We start from the raw sequence: 17,705 nt of genomic DNA, 5'->3' as shown, positions 1-17,705 counted from the left end.
CACGTCTCGCGACTCCGGGACTGCTCCGCCCCGGGACGCAAGCTGTCACCCTCCCCGCCTTCCTCGACGCAGGCAGGGGGCGAGTGCCATGGGTTCGGCGGAGCTGATGGGCTACCTCGAGGACTGCCGCGTCCTCGCCCTCCAGGAAATCCAGCGCATCATCCCCGAGGCGCAGCGAGAGTCCTCGCCACTCTACGCGCTGATGCTCGACTACCCGCTGCGCGAGGCCAAGGGGCTGAGGCCGGCGCTGTGCATCGCCGCCTGCCGCGCGCTGGGCGGCAAGCTGGACGCGGTGGTGCGCTCGGCGGCGGTGCTGGAGCTCTTCCACAACGCGTTCCTCATCCACGACGACATCGAGGACGGCTCGCTCATGCGCCGGGGCGGCCCCACGCTGCACCGCACCCACGGGCTGCCCATCGCCGTCAACGTGGGGGACGCCATGCTCGCCCTGGCGCTGCAGCCACTGCTGGACAACGTGGCCGTGCTCGGGCTCGGGCCGGCGCTGCGCATCCTCCAGGCGGTGGCGGGGATGACGCGCGAGTCGGTGGAGGGCCAGGCGCTGGAGCTGGAGTGGATTCGCGCGGGCACGCTCGACGTCACCGATGACGACTACGTGCGGATGGTGGAGAAGAAGACGGCCTGGTACAGCTTCATCACCCCCGTCACCGTGGGCGCCATCACCGCCCGGGCCTCGCAGGAGCGCATCGACGCGCTCGCGGCCTTCGCGCGCTCGCTCGGCATCGCGTTCCAGATTCAGGACGACGTCCTCAACCTGCGTGGCAAGGAGGCGGACTACGGCAAGGAAATCGCCGGGGACCTCTGGGAGGGCAAGCGCACCCTCATGCTCCTGCACATGCTGCGCGGCGCCTCCGAGCCGGAGCGTCAGGAGGTGGCGCGCATCCTCCGCCTGCCCCGCCCGGATGAGCCCATGGCCACGCCACTGGACGGGGCCTCGGGCCCCGGCGCGCCCACAGCGCTCGAAGCACTGCTCGCGAGCCTCGTGGCGGAAGGGGCGCTGACGGCCCCGGGTGAGGCCCGGCTGCGCGAGGCCCTGTGCGCCCACGAGGCCCGGAGCCCCGTGAAGACGGAGGCGGACGTGCGCCTGTTGCTGTCCCTCATCGAGCGCCAGGGCAGCCTCGACTACGCCCAGGGCCTGGCCCGGCAATGGGCGGAGGACGCGGAGCAGCGCCTGGAGTCCTGTCGCGAGTGGCTGCCCGACTCCGTCCACCGCCGGCTGCTCGACTCGCTGGTCGCCTACGTGCTGGCGCGGGTCCGCTGAAGCGGAGGGAGTTTCATGGACGAGCTGCTGCGACTGCTGCTGGGCACACCCCTGGCGCCTTCCGGGCTGGAGCCGCTCCGCGAGCGGTCCTATGTCTGGCAGGAGCTGCACCGCATCCACCACCTGCTCCTGCGAGGCACCCTCTCCCTGGAGGGCGCGCCCCCGGAGCCCCACGCGGCACCACCCCACGCGGACGAGGCCACCGCGCTGCTGCACCGGGCCCGGCTGCTCCTGCTCCAGCACCCCGTCGCGGCGCAGGCGGCCTTCTCCGCGCTGGTGAACGAGGGACGCCAGTTCGCCGCCACCCCGGAGGGACGGAGCCACGCCGTGGCGCTCGCCGCGTCGCCCCTCCTCCGCCATGCGAGCGAGGTGTGGGGGGCGCTCGGGCTCGACATGCTGGAGGAGGACCCGTCCACCGTCCTGCCCTCCGCGTGGCTGGACGCACTGGTGCGCAGCGCGGCTTCGCCCAACCTGGCCGCCGCGCGGCCCGAGTCTCCCGTCCCTCCTGGAAGCGGGCTCCATGGCACCGGAGACGGCGGCACACCGAGCTGACGGGAGCCCCGGAATGGCGAGCCTCGATGAAGTCCACGACGACTATGCCGACGAGAACCTGCCCGTGCTCCTGCTGCTGGGGCTCGTCTCCGCCCTGCGCCGGCTGGAGCCGCTGCTGCCTCCGCCTGAGCCGCTCCACGCTCCGCCAGAGCCCGCCGCGACGACGCCTCACGCTCCGCCGGAGCCTCGTTCCGCATCGCCGGGTCCTCGGCCCGTGTCCCCCGAGCCCGCCGCGGACGCCGCCGCGCAGGTCCACCCCGGCTCGGCGCGCTTCGTGTACCTGGTGCTCGGAATCATCGCGTTCCGCGGGCACCTGCTGTCGGCCTTCCCGCGCCCTCGCGAGGCCGCAACGTCGGACGCGCCTCGCGCCGCTTCCGGGCGCGCGGAGCCGTCGGCCACTCCCATGCCGGGGCCGAGGGAGCTGCTGCGCTGACCATGAGGCGCCAGGACTCGCATGGCGGGCTCCTGACGGACCTCGCGGAGCTGCTCCCCCGGCTCGACTACTTCCGGCGCTCGCCCGCGCGGCTCGGCGGTCGGGGCGGGCACAAGGAGTGGCAGTACTTCCTCGTGAATGCCGGTGCGGTGCACCTGCTCATCAACTTCAGCCTCCAGGACGACCCGTGGGCCGCCGATGCGCGGCGCGCGGAGGTGGCGCGGCTCACGCTCCTGGCCCTCGGCGAGGAGTGGCAAGGCGGCCTGGAGCGCTTCCCCGAAGCGGAGGTCCACGTCTCCCCCGGCTGCATCGACGCGCGCTTCGGCGCCAGCACCCTGCGCTTCGAGCAGGGCCGCTACCTGCTCGACGTGTCCCTGCGGGAGCACTCCCTGGCGGCCGAGCTGGAGCTGGTCCCCATGATGCGGCCGCTCCTCTTCAACAACCACCCGCTCGCGCCGGGAGAGAACCTCTCGTGGGTCGTCGTCCCCCGACTGGAGGCCCGGGGCACCGTCACACTGGGAGGCCGGACACACCGGGTGGAGGGAGCGCCCGCGTACCACGACCACAACTGGGGCCACTTCCGCTGGGGCGGGGACTTCTCCTGGGAGTGGGCTCACGCGCTGCCGTCGGACGCCGCCCACCCGTGGAGCGCCGTCTTCGTCCGGATGATGGACCGGCGCAGGACGCGCGTGCGCTACCAGTCCCTCTTCCTGTGGAGGAGCGGAGGCCCGGTGCGCACCTTCCGGGACAGGGACATCCGCCTCCTCCACCAGGGCCACTTCCAGCCAGCGCGGCGCCTCACCGTGCCGCCGGAGATGGCGCTGCTCGCACCGGGACTGGCGTGCGACCTGCCCGCGCACATGGAGCTGGCGGCGACCTCGGGTGCGGACAGCTTCCACTTCCGCTTCGACGCGGAGGAGCTGGCCCGCGTCATCACCCCGGGCGAGAGCGAGCCTCGCACCGTGTCCGTGCTCAACGAGCTCAGCGGCCGGGTCGTGTCGCACGGCTGCATCGGCGGGGAACCCTTCGAGCTGGAGGCGACCGGCATCTATGAGCTCATCCGCGACTGAGGGGCCGGTGGGGGCGCTTCTGGCCGAGTCGTTCCTGGCGCTCTCGCGCGAGCTGCCGGCGCAGCACGCCCTCATGTGCGAGCAACTCCAGGGGCGAAGGGTGGAGGTGTGCGTGGGCGCGGAGCGCTTCTTCCTCGGCTTCGCGCCGGGCAGCGCGCGGGTGGAGTCCGCCGGGCCTCCGGCCGAGGTGCTGCTGCTGACGGGCCGGCGCGTGCTCGCGGACGTGCTGGACGCGCGGCTATCGCTCACCCGGGCCGTGCTCACGGACGCGCTGGAGGTGGTGGGTCCGCTGCCGTCGCTGATGGCGCTCCACGACGGGCTCGTCACCTACGTCCATGGGGCGGTGCGCTGCCCCTCGTTCCCCCCGCTGCTCGCACGGCTGCGCGCCGTGTGCCGCGAGGACGCCGCTCCCCATTCCCCGCCTGGAGGTGAAGCGCATGGCTCCCGAGAGCGATGAGAAAGAACGGGCCGGCAACCAGCCCATCAGCAAGAGCCTGGCCCGCGTCCACATCTATGGGGCCGGCATCGCCGGGCTGACGGCGGCCCACGAGCTGGCCATCCGCGGCTTCCGCGTGCGCGTCATCGAGCCCGCCCAGGAGTGCAGCGAGACGGGGCAGCTCGAGGGAGCGCCCCAGCCCCTGAGTCGGAGGATGGCCGTGGGAGGCCTGGCCCGCACGCAGTACCTGCGCGCGGAGCGAGGCGCGCAGGGGAACTTCGTCGGACAGGGGCGGAGCGAAGAGGGCCGCATCTTCCTCAAGTACCCGGCGACCTTCGAGCCAGGGGACGCGGCGGGCGCGGTGCCCGAGAAGGTGGTGCCCGAACTCCATCACTTCCTGAACCAGTGCGGCTTCTTCACACGGGGAGAGACGCAGGGCGTCCTCCACATCCGCATCCCTCCGAGCAAGGACGAGACCACCCGGCGCAGGCGCAGGCGCAACGCGGACGCGCTTCACCGGTTCCTGACGGCCACGAGCGGCTGGGAGACGAAGCTCGAGCCGGCGCGAGTCATCGTCATGCTGGAGGCGGAGGCCCAGGAGCTCGCACAGCTCCTGGCCCTCCCTCCCAAGTCGCTCGGCGACGAGGAGGGACTCCAGCTGGAGCTGCTGCACTACCTGCCCGGCGAGCACGGCTTCCGCTTCTTCCCCTCGTACTACCGCCACCTCTTCTCCACGATGATGGAGACGCCCATCCTGGACGAGAACAACCGGCTGACCGGCCGCCGCGTCTTCGACAACCTCGTCCCCTCCAGCTTCTACGGCATCGCCGCCCAGGGCCGCCGCATCCGCTTCCTGCGCCGCGCTCCGAGCTCCCGACCCGCGGAGATGCTCCAGGAGCTGAAGGACCTGGCGTCCTCCGGCTACCCGCTCAGCGACACGCTCCAGTTCACCCTGCGAATCTGGCGCTATATGAGCACCTGCTCCGAGCGCCGGCAGGCCGACTTCGAGAAGGTCTCCTGGTGGGAGTACCTGGAGGGGTACGACGCGGAGAAGAAGACGCGCCGCTACAAGTACTCCGACGCCTTCAAGCGGGACATGCAGTTCGCGCCGCGCGTGCTGGCCGCCTTCGACGGGGCCTGGGGCGACGCGCGCACCAACGGCAACACACTGACCCAGCTCTACCTCAACAACCTGCTGCCGCTGCCCAAGACGGACGGCACCCTCAATGGCCCCACCACCCTGGCGTGGCTGCGCCCCTGGCGCCGCTATCTCCGGGACTACCTCAAGGTCGAGTTCCACGCGGGCGCGCTGACCCGCCTCCAACTCGACACGGCGACGGGCCGACTCACGCCCCTCTGGCGGCGGCGGGGAGAGCGGCAGGAGGAGGAGGACACGATGGTGCTCAATCCTCCCCTGAAGGCGGACTTCCCCGGCGCCTATGAGCAGGTGGACTACCACCTCATCGCCACCGACGCGGCGACCGCGGAGACCTTGACGAAGGACCTGCCCCCCATTGGCGTGGTGCAGGGCCTGCGCGGCTTCACGACCACCATCCCCGCCAACCCTCGCGGGCCCGAAGCAGCGCAGCCGCGCGTGCCGGGCGTATTCCCAGGGAACGTGGCCTGGGACCGCTTCCAGACGCTCACCGGCATCCAGTTCTTCTTCCCCGCCTCCGTCCGCCTCGCGGAGGGCTACCTCTACTTCCTCGACGCGCCCTGGGGCCTGTCCGCCATCAACAGCCAGCAGTACTGGGCCACGCCGCCCACGTTCGACCGCGACGGCTTCGGCGCCGTGCTGAGCGTGGACATCGGCAACTGGTACGTGAGGGATGCGCCGAAGAGCCCGTCCAGCAGCGCCCCACATGAAATCGCCATGGAGGTGTGGAGGCAGATAAAGCAGGCCACCGAGCAGCACAAGACGCCGCTGCCCAACTCAGCCCACTTCAACTTCGAGCTGCCCGCGCCCGCCTGGTACCACGTGGACCGGTACATCCAATTCGATGCACCTCAGCCGCCCACCCCACAGCGCGCGGTCGCCAACCTCGCGCCCTACCTCATCCCCATCCTGGATGACTGGAAGCACCGGCCCGGCACCGAGCCGTGGGATCCGCTGCGTCCCGCTCCGCCGCCCGTGGGTGTCCTGTCGCAGGGGCTGTGGCAGGCGCCTCACGGGGGCTACCCGGTCCACTGGGACAAGCTCGTCTTCGCGGGCACGTACCTCAAGACGTTCACCCGGATGACCACCATGGAGTCGGCCAACGAGTCGGCCCGCCATGCCGTCAACGCCATCATCGACCACTTCCTGAAGCACCATTACGTGGCGCAGGAGGCACCACGGTCATCGGCCCCCGAGACTCCGCCAGGCAACCACGATGAGCTGGGCCCGCTCGCCGGCCTGCCGGAGTTCCGGATGACGCCCATCGGTGAGTACTGCCGCATCTGGGACCCCGAGCAGCACGAGCTGCCCGAGCTGGCGCCGCTGCGAGAGCTGGACGCGAAGCTGTTCGCCGCGGGCAGGCCGCATGTCTGGGATGCGCTCGGCATGGAGGCGCTCGCGATGCCGATGCTCCATCCGCTCGTCCCCACGGGCGGCGCCGAGCCCCTGCTCGCGCTGCTGCGTGTCGTGCGCGAGAGCCTGGAGAAGCTGCTGAAGGACGCCATGCCCGGGAAGAAGCCGCCCTCGCGGTGAGCCACCCAGCGGAAGGAGCACCCCATGTCCCGAGAGAAAGACGTGCCCCCCATTCCCCCCGCTCCCCCTCGGGCGGGCCTCGGACGCGTCCACATCTATGGCGGAGGCATCACCGGGCTGACGGCCGCGCACGAGCTGGCCCGGCGTGGCTTCCGGGTCCGCGTCTACGAGCCCGCCCAGGAGTACGACGAGACAGGACATGCCGAGGCCCAGGCTCCGTCACCCGTGACGAGCTTCAGGATGGCCGTCGGAGGCATGGCCCGCTCGCAGTACCTGCGCGTGCCCAAGGGGGCTCCGGGGAACTTTCCGCGGCAGGGCCAGTTCGTGACGTCCGACAGCCACCGCGCGTTCCTGCGCTATAGCCCCGACCTCGAAGCCAGCGAGTGGGAGCAGCAGCTCCACACCCTCGCGTACTCCTTCGTGTACGGCCGGGGCTATTTCGACGGCTACACCGGAGGGAGGTCGCCGGGCGTCCTCTACATCCGCGTCTACAGCAATCCGGGCGAGGGCCCGGACCCCTTCTACGACAAGCTCCTGGGCGACGCCTGGAACCTGCGTGAGAAGCTGACGACGATGTCCGTGGAGCAAATCACGTCTCCGGCGCTCCACCGCTCCCGCGTCATCGTCGTCCAGCGGGAGGACGACGCGCTCGCGCACGAGCTGGGGGCCCCGTTCCCACCGCTGGACTCGCCCGGCATCCAGTTCGAGATGTATCACTTCCTGCCCGGCGAGCACGGCTTCCGCTTCTTCCCCTCGTACTACCGCCACCTCTTCTCCACGATGGTGGAGACCCCCATCCTGGACGAGCAGGGCAGGTTCACCGGCCGCCGCGTCTTCGACAACCTCGTCCCCTCCAGCTTCTACGGCATCGCCGCCCAGGGCCGCCGCATCCGCTTCCTGCGCCGCGCGCCCGCCAGCCGGCCCGTGGAGCTGCTCCAGGAGCTGCGGGACCTGGCGTCCTCCGGCTACCCGCCCAGCGACACGCTCCAGTTCACCCTGCGAATCTGGCGGTACCTGTGCACCTGCTCCGAGCGCAGGAAGGCCGACTTCGAGCGCATCTCCTGGTGGGAGTACCTGGAGGGGTATGACCCGGAGAAGAAGACGCGCCGCTACCAGTACAGCGCGGCCTTCATGCGCGACATGCAGTTCGCCCCGCGAGTGCTGGCCGCCTTCGACGGAGCCTGGGGCGATGCGCGCACCAACGGCAACACGCTGGCCCAGCTCTACCTCAACAACCTGATGCCGCTGCCCAAGACGGACGGCACCCTCAACGGACCGACGACGTCCGCCTGGTTCCGCCCCTGGCGCCGCTACCTGGAAGAGCATCTGCGCGTGGAGTTCTACGCCATGAAGCTGCACCGGTTCGCGCTTGAGAGAGGCCGCCTCGTCCCCTACTGCCTCGCTGGAGAATGGGAGTTCGTCGACACCCACTCGAACGCCAATGGCTCCGACGAGGACTCCGACCCGGTGGACTACTACCTCGTGGCCACCGACGCGGTGACCGCGGAGCAGGTGACGCGCGGCCTGCCCCGCGTCGGCATCGTCGAGGGGCTGCAAGGCTTCACCAGCCGGGTGCCTCCCAACCCTCGCGGCCCGGAGCCGGCGGAGGAGCGCTCGCCGGGAGTGCTCCCGGGCCACGTGCCCTGGGACCGCTTCCAGACGCTCACCGGCATCCAGTTCTTCTTTCCCACCACCACCCGGCTCGCCGAGGGCTACCTCTTCTTCCTCGACGCGCCGTGGGGGCTGTCCGCCATCAGCAGCCAGCAGTACTGGGCCACGCCGCCCACCTTCGACCAGGACGGCTTCTCCTCGGTCCTCAGCGTGGACATCGGCAACTGGTACGTGCGCGAGCCGGGGGTGGGAAGTCCCTCCCACAGCTCCCGCCACGAGCTTGCCCACGAGGTGTGGCGGCAGGTCCGCGAGGCCACCGAGCAGCACCACGCGCCGCTGCCCCATGCGGGCCACTACGGCTTCGTCCTGCCAGAGCCCTCCTGGTACCACATGGACCGGTTCATCCGCTTCGAGACCGACCCGGCTACGGGGAAGGAGCGCCCCGTGAAGAACCTGGCGCCCTACCTCATCCCCATCGTCGGCGACTGGGACCGCCGGCCCGGGCCCGAGCCCTGGGACCCGATGGCGCCCGACCCGGAAGCGACGGAACGAGCAAGCCTCCCCGAAGGACTGTGGCAGGCCCCCCATGGTGGCTATCCGGTGCACTGGAAACAGCTCGTCTTCGCCGGCACCTGGCTCAAGACGTTCACCCGCATGACCACCATGGAGTCCGCGAACGAGTCCGCGCGCCACGCGGTCAACGCCATCATCGACCACTACCTCACCTGCCATGAGCCCAAGAAGCGCGAGCCCACGCGGGGCGTTGCCCCCCCGCGGGCCTCTCCCACCGTTCCCGAGTACAGCGGGCAGGGCTCGCTGACGGGCTCGCCCGACTTCCGGCTGACGCCCATTGGCGAGTACTGCCGCATCTGGGACCCGGAGAAGCACGAGCTGCCGGAGCTGGCACCGCTGCGCGAGCTGGACGCGAAGCTGTTTGCCCTGGGCCTGCCGCATGTCTGGGACTTGCTGCACCTGGAGCCCCTGGCCCTGCCGCTCCTCGCACCGCTCGACGCCTCGGGCGACGGAGCCGAGGCGCTGTCCTCCTTCCTGGCGCGGGTGCGCGAGGCGCTGGAGCCGCTGTCGAACCCGCTCTGGCCGGGCAGCGTCTGGCCCGGGCCGTGAGCGCCGCTCAGCGGGGCCGGAGCCCCAGGCCGGGGGCCAGCGTGGCCGCCAGCGCCCTCGGGTCCACCACGCCCTGTTCCCGCAGCCACGCCTCGGCCCGCTGCTGGGACAGCCGGCCCTGGGGCCCGCCCTGGAGCGCGCCGAGCGCATACCGCGCAACCTCCCGGTGGAGCGCCATGTCCGCCGCGCTGAAGCCAGCCAGGGCCTGGACGAGCAGCGTGCGCGCAGTGTCCTCCTCGCCCTCGAGCCGCGCCACGCCCGCGAGCACCAGCGCGGACAGGGGCTCCGCCATCGCCAGCGTCTCGTGGCCGATGGCGCGGGCCTGGCGGCGCGCGTCCACCAGCAGGGCCCGGCGCGTCCAGCGCGGCGCCACCTCCGTCGGCGGGGCCTGCCGCTCCTCCAGCTGCTCGGCCGCGGCCAGGGCGGCGCGAGCCCGCGCGTGCCGCACATGCGCGTCGAAGAAGCGCAGCGACGGCGTGGCGCGGTACAGGCCGTCCCACCGCGCCCGCACCTCCCGCCAGGCCCGCCACGGATTGCCCGCATATAATGATGCGTGGACGTGGGCCAGGAGGAGGCAGTAGCTCACGCGGTGGGAGTGGCCCACGCGGGACGCATCGTTCCAGTCCGCCTTGCCCGCGGAGCCGCGCTCCAGCGACTCCAGGGCCTCCCGCGACAGCTCCCAGGCCCGCGCGCCCTGGCCACGTGCCAGCCACGGGAGGATGCAGTCGCCCAGGCAGCTCTCGATGATGCCGAAGATGTCTCCGCGCTGCGTGGAGTCCTCCAGGAACCGCTCCAGCCGCTCGCCGAGCCGCCCCAGGTCGCCGCGCATGGCCAGCGCGGCATGGTGGTAGGCCGCGAGCATGCCCAGCTCCCACACCACGCCGGTGCACCGCTCGCGGAGGACGGCCTCGCCCCGCTCGCACGCGCTCACCGCCTCCTGCCACTGGCCATGGGTGAAGGCCCGGGTGGCGTGGGCCAGCAGCGACCAGCCCTCGTCACAGGCGTTGCCCGTCCAGCGCGCCAGGCGCTCCGTCTGGGCGAGCAGCTTCTGGCAGTGCCGGTCCATCCAGCCGCCCTTGAGGTGCGTCTCCATGGCGGCCTCGTAGGCCAGCGCGCGGCACACGGAGGAGGCGTCTCCCACCTCCAGGACCCGCCGCAGGTACCGCATGCGGAACGCATCCGCGAGCACGTGGTCCACCTGCGCGAAGCTACACGCCGCCGTCCAGAGCGCCTCCAGCGCCGGAAGCTCCGCGGCGGGCACCTGGCTGGCGGCGCGGACCTCGGGCTGCTGGTGCTCCTTGAGGAAGCGGAGCCGGTACCAGGTGGCCATCAGCAGCGCGTGCCGCCGGCTGCGCGGCACGGGGACGCCCACGTCCGCGAGCACGGTGCGCAGCAGCCGCCAGCCCTCCTCCACCCGGCCACACTTGATGGACTGCTCGGCGGCCCGGCGCCTCAAGTCTCGCACCCGCCCGGGGTCGCCGCCGCCGAGCGCGCTCGCGGCCTCCAGGTAGCGCGCCGCCGCGTCCGCCCGCAGGCCCTGGTTGGCGAGCGCGTCGCCCCACCCCTCCAGGAGCGCCGGCCGGTCCGCCTCGTCGCCCAGCAGCGCCAGCGCCCGCGAGAAGAGCCACGCCGCGTGGTCGAAGGCCAGCGCGTGGGCGGCGCGCTCGGCGGCGCGTACGGCGTAGGGCCCCGCGCGCTTCGGCTCGCCCGCGCCCACCCAGTGGCTCAGCAGCAGCTCCAGGTCCTCTGAGCCGGCGTGCTCGAGCGCCTCCGCCAGCCCCCGGTGCCGCCGTGCGCGCGCGGCGTCCCCCAGCAGGGCGACCGCCGCCTCCCGGATGCGGTCATGGTAGGTCGTCACGGCTTCCGCGCGCTCCCCGCACACGAGCCGCAGCAGCGACGCATCGCAGAGCGTGGAGAGCATCGGCCGGGCTCCCGGGTCCAGCCCCGCCCCGGCCAGCAGCACGTCGCGGGGAAGAGGCACTCCCGCCACGGCCGCCAGCTCCACCAGGGCCCGTTGCATGGGGGGCAGCGCGCGCAGCCGCTCGGCCAGCACCCGCTGGATGTCGAGCGGCGCGGAGACGTCCAGGGCCGAGCCCCGGCTGGCGGCGGTCGCGAGATACCGGGCCACCTCTCCCACGACGAAGGGGCTTCCGCCCGCCTGCCCGGCGAGGGAGCGCAACGCCTCCGCATTCACCTGCGTGCCCGCCAGCCACTGCCTCGCGAGCGCCTTCGCCTCCGCGGCCGACAGGGGCCCCAGGGGAAGCTCGCGGACGCGGGCCGTGGGGGTGTTCGACCCGCCCAGCGGGCCCGAGAGGCAGTCGCGCCCGGTGAGCAGCAGAAGGAAGGCGGGCGGAGCGGGCTCGCGCAGGAGCTGCTCGAGGAGCCGCGCCGATTCGGCGTCTCCCCATTGCAGGTCGTCAATCCACACCACCAGCGGCCCCGTGCGCGCCAGGCGCGTGAGCAGCTCCCGCAGGGCCTCGGTGCCCAGCCGGCGCAGCTCGACGTCCGCCGGGAGCGAGTCGGGCACCGGGGCTTCCCGGAGCGCGGACACCCGCCCCAGCACGGGGAACAGGCGCACCAGGGCGTGCGCGTGCTCCGGGACGAGCGCCGCCAGGGCTTCGCTCCGGAGCGTGGAGAGGTGCGCCGCCAGCGCGTCGATGATGGGGTCCAGCAGGGGATAGGCCACGACTTCGCGCGGATGGCAGCGGCCCTTGAGCACGAGCAGCGCGCCCTGGCGCCGGAGGAACTCGCGCATCAGGGTGGACTTGCCGATGCCGGACGGGCCGTGGACGTGCACGGTGCGCTGCTGGCCCTTGCGCGTGACGCCCCGGAGCGCCGCGTCCAGGACGGTCAGCTCGGCCGCCCTTCCCACGAAGGCCGGCTTCGGAGGACCGAAGAGGAGGTCTCCCTCCCAGGGCCGCGCGTCCGTGGGGAGCTCCGCCGCCGACAGCCGGGCCAGGAGCGCGGCGGCATCCGGCCGCTCCGTGGGTGACGGGGACAGCAGCGCCACCGTCAGCTCGGCCAGGTCATCCGGAATGCCCGGGGCCACGGCCCGGGGGTCGGGGGGGGACTCGGAGGCGCGGCGCTGGAGGAGCTGCTCCGTGTCTCCCGTGAGGAAGTAGGCCGTCTCGTTCCGGAAGGGACGGAAGCCGGTGAGCGCCTCGTACAGCACGAGCCCCACGGCATACAGGTCCGAGGCCGGGGTGAGCGGCCCGCCCTGGAGCTGCTCGGGCGCCATGTACGGCAGCGTCCCGGCGGCGGAGGAGCCGATTCGGGCCAGCAGCCCCGCCTGGAGCTCCGTGGTCAGGCCGAAGTCGACGATGACGACGCGGCCCTCTGCGGAGACGAGCACGTTGGCCGGCTTGATGTCGCGGTGGACGAGCCCGGAGGCATGGAGCGCCTGGAGGCCGCGGACGAGCTGCGCCAGCACGGCGCGCAGGCGCGGCGCGGCCTCGGGCGGCAGCGGGGAGACCTCCGACAGCACCACGCCGGCCTCGCGCGGCGGGAAGGCGCCCTGACTCCGCCTCGCGAGCGCGCGCTCCGGACGGACCCAGCCCAGGAAGTCCAGGCCCTCAATCAGCTCCATGCTGAAGCAGCAGAAGTCGTCACCGACGATGAGGTCGTGGAGCTGGACGAGGTTGGGGTGGCTGAGGCCCGCGCGGGAGCGGAACTCGCGCTTGAGGGCGTGGAGCGCGGTGGGCCCCGCCTTGCGCATCACCTTGAGCGCCACGTCCCGCCGCAGCTCGCGGTCATGGACGCGGTAGACAGTCCCCATGCCGCCCTCGCCCATGCGGCCGAGGAGCCGGAAGCGCGTGCTCCGCGCGAAGGGGCGCAGATTGGGTGGGAGTCCTGCCCTGGAACTGGAGTCTTCGGCCATTCCCCCTCCGGGGGCACTGCTTCCAGAAGGAAGAGCGCCGCCGGGGCGGATGTGAACGCGGCTCAGGCGTGGCTGGACTCACGTGAGAGCAGCTCGGCCTCCCGGGCGAGCGCTCGCAGCCGGACCTTGATGCGCTGGAACTGCTGGCGGAGGACGGCGGCCCGGCGGGCGAGCGCCTCGGACGTCACGGGCTCGCCAGGCTCCGACAGGCGCCGCGCCACGTCCGTCCAGGACATCCGCTGGTCGATGCGCAGCTGCAGCAGCGTCTGCTCATAGGGCTCCAGCTGGGCGCGCAGGGCCCGGACGCGGTCCTTCACGTCCGTCCGGAGCCACGGGCGCGTGCGGGACCAGTCATGGTGGGGCTGCTGGTCGAACGCGCCCTGGCTGACCGGCACCTCCCGGCGGGAGGGGGCCGCGGCCATCCGGTAGGCCACGTTGCGCGCGACGCGATGAGCCCAGGTCCGGAAGGAGCTCTCCCAGCGGAAGGCGGGCAGGTCCATCAACAGCGTCTCGCTGAAGATGGCGTAGGCCTCGCGGGCCCGCTCCTTGTCCTCGAGGAGGGAGGCCATCAGCCGCATGAGCTCCGGCCCATAGCCGGCCAGGGCCTCCTCCACCGCGCGCCCCACGTCGCCCTGCTCGCAGTACCCGTGGATTCGCTGCTCCAGTGCCTCGCGCTCGTCAGGCTGCATGTGGACCCCTTACAAATGTGGCCACCCCACCCGCGCCCCGCGAGAGCCTTCGACAAGCGCGCCGGCAGGCAAGGGACGGGAGGTCCGCTCGCATGGGCCCCCGGGCCGGACTCGCGCCGTCCTCCTGGGTGCCCGCCGACTCGGGCTACCGGTGAACGCCCTGGCGGGCTTCGGGTATCCTCGGGCGCACCTGGAAGAGGGAGCTCCCTGACATGAAGCGAGTGGTACTTGGATTGATGGCGGCCGCCCTGCTGGCCGCGTGCGCGTCGGCCGAGAAGGCGGGAGACCGCGCGGCGGCCGTGGGTGACTGGAAGTCCGCGTACTCGGCGTACCGCCAGGCGGTGGCGAACGACCCGGACAGCCAGGAGCTGAAGGCGAAGTTCGAGGAGGCCCGTACCCTGGCGCTCGAGGACTCGAAGAAGCGCGCGCGGGCCTGCGAGCAGGTGGAGGACTGGAACTGCGCCCTCGCCGAGTCGGACTTCGCCCTCTCCATCGACGGGGGCAACGCGGACATCGCCAGCTTCCGCATGCGCGCCGCGACTCGCGTCGCCTTCGGCATGCTGGACGGAGCCGCCGAGCAGGCCCGCAGCGGCCAGTTCCACAAGGCCGTCGAGGAGATGCAGCGCGCCACCCAGCTCTCGCAGGCCCCGGAGGTGAAGACCCGGGCCGAGGACGTGCGGCGCCACATCGTCACGAACGGGCGCGCCCGGGCGGACGGCTTCCGCCAGGAGCGCAACCTCCTCGCGGCCCATGAGCTGGCGCAGCTCGTGGCCGGGCTGGACGGCTCGCTGGCCGGCTGGGCCCAGGGCATCGCCGCCGAGTACGAGCAGTGGGTCACCGTGGAGTACGAGCGGCTGGCCCGCGAGGGTGACGCCGCGCGCGTGCACCATGACTGGCCGCTGGCCCAGGAGCGCTACCGCGAGGCGCTGAGCCTGCGGCCGGGCGGACGGGCGGCGCCGCTGGAGGAGTACGTGCGCCACGTCTCCGGCGCCGAGCAGCAGCTCGTCCACCGCGACTGGAACCGGGCCGCGGACGCCTACCGGAGCGCCCTGCGCACCGGCCAGGATGACGGCTACGCCACCCAGCAGCTGGAGCGTGTGGAGCTGCGTCCCTACCGCGTCTCGCTGCGCTCGGTGCTGGTGGTGCCCACCCGCCCGGATGGCAACCCCTGGGTGGGGGCGGCCAACCCGCTCTTCACCCGGCTCGCCCAGAAGCTGACGCAGCTGGCCGCGCGCCGGGGCATGTCCGACGTGCTGCTGGAGCTGGCCACGGCCCTTCCCCGGGAGAACCAGCCCCAGCTCCGCGTCGAGGCCCTGCTGCCGGACGGCACCCGCCTGACGACGCCGCAGAGCACCGGCATCTACACGGGGTTCAACTCCGAGTTCGTCGCCCTGGCCAACGACTTCGACGAGCAGCGCATCACCTTCCAGGTCTTCATGGACGACCCGCGCGGCAGCGAGCTGATGGGCTCGGTGGACGTGCCCGTGCGTGAGCTGGCGGGGCGTCGCGACGTCATCCTCGACAGCCGCTCGGTCATCGCGCTGAAGCTGTCCACCGCGCGCGGCGACGGGCGCGAGCCGGGCTCGTTCCTGGGCATGGCCCGCGTGCAGCCCATGCCTCCGCCCGGCACGCCCTCGCCGGGCCACGTCGCTACCCCGGCGGTTCCCTGACCCACCCGCGCGCCCGCCCTCCCCTCTTTGGAAGCAGGGGCAGGGCGGGCCCGCGTCAGCTCAGTTGAACGTGACGATGAGCGTGCCGTCGGTGAAGCCGCCCTTCGCGCCGAACACGTTGATGTAGTACTTGCCCGGCTCGAAGCCGTTCAGGTTGCAGTTCTCCGTGCTGTGCTCGTTCACGCCACGGCAGTCGTAGGAGCCGAAGCCTGGGACTGCCGCGCGCTGCACGTAGAGGTCCGCGTTGCCCGTGCCACGCAGCCGCACGTGGATGTTGCGGGTGCCGCCGTTGGTGCGCTCGGGAATCTGGACCGTGAACACCTGTGAGGAGCCCGCGGCGCCGGACAGGCCGGAGACTTCGACTCCGGGCTCGACGGGCACGTAGCCGCCCGTCCACGTCACCGTCAGCGTCGCGCCGCTGTAGGCGCTGAAGCCGTTGAGCATCACGAACCAGATGCCATCACCCGGGGCCGCGAAGGTGCACACCTCGTTGTTGCCGGACCGGTAGGGACGGCAGTCATAGCTGGTGGCCGTCGGGGCCTGGCCCCGGCGCACGTAGAGGTCCGCGTCGCCCGTGCCACCGGAGAGGGTGAAGGTCAGGCCCGTCGCCCCCTCGGGCACCACCACGGAGAAGTACGCCTTGCTGGCTCGCGCACCAGACAGGTCCGTGGCGGGGACGTTCTTCTCGAGGGGCAAGCTGTGAGGATGCGTGACGGGGGCGCCCACGCCCACCGTCTTCCAGGCACTGTCGACCGAGCTCACCGTCGCGGCGTCATAGCCGAGCTGGACGGCGGCCTGCTCCGCGGCGAGCTTCGCCTGCTCGAAGTTGGAGGACGGCAGCAGCAGGTCCACGTTCATCTTGTAGATGATGCGTCCGGCCTTCTCGATGCCGATACCCGCCACCGGCGTCGGCAGCGGACGGCGCGGGTGCGTGCCGCCCTGCGACAGCAGGTAGAAGGCCAGGTTGGAGATGCCCGAGCTGTAGTGCACGTCCACGCCGGAGGCGTAGTCGTCGTAGTGGTCCAGGGAGTCGCCATCCAGCTGGGGGTCGTGCATGTAGCGCAGGGCGTCCCCGGGAATGTCAGGCGTCCAGACGTCCTCGCCGATGAGCCACGTGTTGGCGTTCACCACCCGGCCCCGGATGTACCACTCACACACGGCACCGAAGATGTCGGAGATGGACTCGTTCATGCCGCCGGACTCACCCGAGTAGATGAGGTCCGACTCGACGTCCGTCACGGCGTGCGTCATCTCGTGCGCCGTCACATCCAGCGCGCCGGCCAGGTTGGAGGAATTCACCCCGTCGCCATCGCCGTACACCATCTGGGTTCCGTCCCAGTAGGCATTCACGTAGCTGACGCGGTGGTGCACGGTGCTGATGAGGTGCGCGCCGGCGTTGTCATACGAGTCGCGGCCGAACAGGTCGCTGTAGCACTTGTAGACCTCGCCCGAGTGGTCATAGGCGAAGTTGACGATGGGGTCCGCGTGCGGCGGGTCTCCCTCGGAGCGCGCCAGGACGCCCGGCAGCTGCGTCGTGTTCCCGCCGTCGTAGACCCGGCGGAACAGCGCGGAGTGGATATAGGAGATGCGCTCGAACGCATCTCCCGTCCGCGCGTTGACGAGCACCGAGTCATGCACCGGCGTGCCGTCCTCCTTCTCGCCCTTCACGCGCACGTCGTAGGCCAGCACCAGCTGGCCCCCGTCGCGCCGGTAGACGAGCCGGGGCTCGGGCGCGACGGTGGCACCGGCCGGGGACTCACGGTCGTCCTTCGCCACCGCGATGGCGGCCTCGGCGGCGATGGAGGCCTTGTCCGCCGTCGACAGCAGGTCCCCGCGCATGTTGGTGTTCACCGCGAAGACGGCGCCGTTGCGCGCGTGCAGGCGCAGCTCTCCACCCAGCACCTCGACGCCCTGGCGCCGCACGCCGTAGCGGAAGTGCGCGTCCCCGTCGAAGCCGACATAGGACTTCTTCAGGTACAGGTCGTCCGGGTTCAGCCGGAACAGCGGCGCCACGCGCTCCAGCACGGGCAGCAGCTGGCTTGCCTGGAGGGAGTGGACCGCTCCGGCCTCGGTCGGAACGAGGCCTATCGGGCCGGTGACGAAGGTGGGCACCGCCGCCTCGTCGACGCCCACGACCTGGAGGCCATCCAGGGCGGCGGCGGACTTCTCCACCACCGCGTCCTTCGAGCTGTTCGGAGGGGTTGCCTCCGTACAGGCGCCCGCAAGCAAAGACAGCAATGAGATGCCCAAGGCACCACGCAATCGCTTCTCAACCAT

General features: G+C 71.9%; 11 protein-coding genes. 8 read left to right on the top strand and 3 right to left on the bottom strand.

Translation table 11 applies throughout. The features are described 5' to 3' along the window. Positions 1–88: 88 nt before the first annotated feature. The 7 genes from G4D85_RS06935 to G4D85_RS48820 are packed head-to-tail and all read left to right on the top strand — an operon-like array spanning position 89 to position 9,192. Positions 89–1,279 carry a polyprenyl synthetase family protein gene (locus tag G4D85_RS06935; RefSeq protein ID WP_164009301.1) on the top strand — a complete coding sequence of 397 codons (1,191 nt, stop codon included), beginning with the start codon at positions 89–91 and terminating at the stop codon, positions 1,277–1,279. A 15-nt stretch (positions 1,280–1,294) separates the two neighbouring features. After that, on the top strand, positions 1,295–1,831 hold the full coding sequence (locus G4D85_RS06930; RefSeq protein WP_164009299.1) for a hypothetical protein: 537 nt from the start codon (positions 1,295–1,297) through the stop codon (positions 1,829–1,831). A 13-nt stretch (positions 1,832–1,844) separates the two neighbouring features. After that, positions 1,845–2,264, top strand: coding sequence for a hypothetical protein (locus G4D85_RS06925; protein WP_164009297.1), 420 nt, complete (start codon positions 1,845–1,847; stop codon positions 2,262–2,264). A gap of 2 nt (positions 2,265–2,266) precedes the next feature. Next, positions 2,267–3,334, top strand: a complete 1,068-nt coding sequence (locus G4D85_RS06920; protein ID WP_164009295.1) for a carotenoid 1,2-hydratase — start codon at positions 2,267–2,269, stop codon at positions 3,332–3,334. Between the two features lie 7 nt (positions 3,335–3,341). Beyond that, positions 3,342–3,791 (top strand): sterol-binding-like protein, encoded by a 450-nt coding sequence (locus G4D85_RS06915; RefSeq protein WP_205525453.1) that lies wholly within the window; start codon positions 3,342–3,344, stop codon positions 3,789–3,791. Next, complete coding sequence (locus G4D85_RS06910; protein WP_164009294.1) at positions 3,772–6,459, top strand: NAD(P)-binding protein; 2,688 nt, start codon at positions 3,772–3,774, stop codon at positions 6,457–6,459. Before G4D85_RS06915 ends, G4D85_RS06910 begins: the two co-directional genes overlap by 20 nt. 24 nt (positions 6,460–6,483) lie before the next feature. Further along, a complete protein-coding gene (locus tag G4D85_RS48820) occupies positions 6,484–9,192 on the top strand; it encodes an NAD(P)-binding protein (RefSeq protein WP_205525452.1) in 2,709 nt (902 codons plus the stop codon). A gap of 7 nt (positions 9,193–9,199) precedes the next feature. Here G4D85_RS48820 and G4D85_RS06900 read toward each other — a convergent pair whose 3' ends face one another. After that, entirely contained in the window at positions 9,200–13,069 is a 3,870-nt protein-coding gene (locus tag G4D85_RS06900; RefSeq protein ID WP_164009292.1) for a serine/threonine-protein kinase, read from the bottom strand. Positions 13,070–13,131: 62 nt separating this feature from the next. Next, positions 13,132–13,758, bottom strand: coding sequence for an RNA polymerase sigma factor (locus G4D85_RS06895; protein WP_164009291.1), 627 nt, complete (start codon positions 13,756–13,758; stop codon positions 13,132–13,134). A 212-nt stretch (positions 13,759–13,970) separates the two neighbouring features. Here G4D85_RS06895 and G4D85_RS06890 point away from each other — a divergent pair, with 212 nt between their 5' ends. Continuing rightward, positions 13,971–15,428 carry a hypothetical protein gene (locus G4D85_RS06890; protein ID WP_164009289.1) on the top strand — a complete coding sequence of 486 codons (1,458 nt, stop codon included), beginning with the start codon at positions 13,971–13,973 and terminating at the stop codon, positions 15,426–15,428. Between the two features lie 60 nt (positions 15,429–15,488). Here G4D85_RS06890 and G4D85_RS06885 read toward each other — a convergent pair whose 3' ends face one another. Next, positions 15,489–17,666 (bottom strand): M4 family metallopeptidase, encoded by a 2,178-nt coding sequence (locus tag G4D85_RS06885; RefSeq protein ID WP_338052873.1) that lies wholly within the window; start codon positions 17,664–17,666, stop codon positions 15,489–15,491. Between the last annotated feature and the right edge of the window lie 39 nt (positions 17,667–17,705).

Origin of the sequence: Pyxidicoccus trucidator, from assembly GCF_010894435.1 — a bacterium.
Taxonomy (GTDB): domain Bacteria; phylum Myxococcota; class Myxococcia; order Myxococcales; family Myxococcaceae; genus Myxococcus; species Myxococcus trucidator.
Note: the sequence above shows the minus strand (reverse complement) of the source record. Positions and strands in the feature narration are given on the sequence as shown.